1 protein-coding gene is annotated in these 588 nt (G+C 53.9%); it reads right to left on the bottom strand.

Annotated elements, in window-relative coordinates; genetic code table 11:
- Positions 1–261: 261 nt before the first annotated feature.
- Positions 262–588, bottom strand: a 327-nt coding sequence (gene cadR / locus Q672_RS32715; protein WP_022986762.1) for a Cd(II)/Pb(II)-responsive transcriptional regulator, incomplete at its 5' end; no start/stop codon positions are given.

The following is a 588-nucleotide window of genomic DNA, read 5'->3' as shown; positions in this document are numbered from 1 at the left end:
CCCCCCCCCTTTCACTGCATGCCAGAGCCCGCCTTGTGCGGGCTTTTTCATGCCGTTTTGGAGTTTCTATGGATATTCGAGCGAGCTGGGCCTGTACCACGTACAGGGCTACGTTAATCCTGAGGAGATTATCAGTACGGCGGCCACCATTTTGTATGGCTGAAAGGTGTCTAGCAAACCGGTGGCGATTCAGTTGATCTTACCTTTGCATGAGAGTGAGACAGACCGGCATCTCATCGGATTATCTGGTTGATGCTTCACCTACTGCTGGTGCATGTTTCCTTCGCTAATTCCAGCAAGAACCCCACACGCCTCAACTTCCCGGTCATCGTTGCAACTCGCTCTCAGTGAAACGAGTTGTTTCTCAAGCGCTTGCAGAGCGGTTATCTGCGACCGCACATGAGAGATGTGATCATCGAGCAAGGCGTTGACGGCGGTACAAGGCTGATGAGGGTCGTCCTGATAGCTCTGTAGTTCGTGAATCTCAGCCAGTGACAGGCCCAGGATTCTGCAGCGACGGATGAAGGCCAGCCCCTCACCATGCTTCTCGGTATAGACACGGTAACCGTTGTCCTGCCGATCAGGCGG

Origin of the sequence: Alcanivorax sp. P2S70, assembly GCF_000475295.1 — a bacterium.
Taxonomy (GTDB): Bacteria; Pseudomonadota; Gammaproteobacteria; order Pseudomonadales; family Alcanivoracaceae; genus Alcanivorax; species Alcanivorax profundi.
The sequence above is the reverse complement of the archived record's forward strand: the minus strand, read 5'-3'. Positions and strand labels throughout refer to the sequence as shown.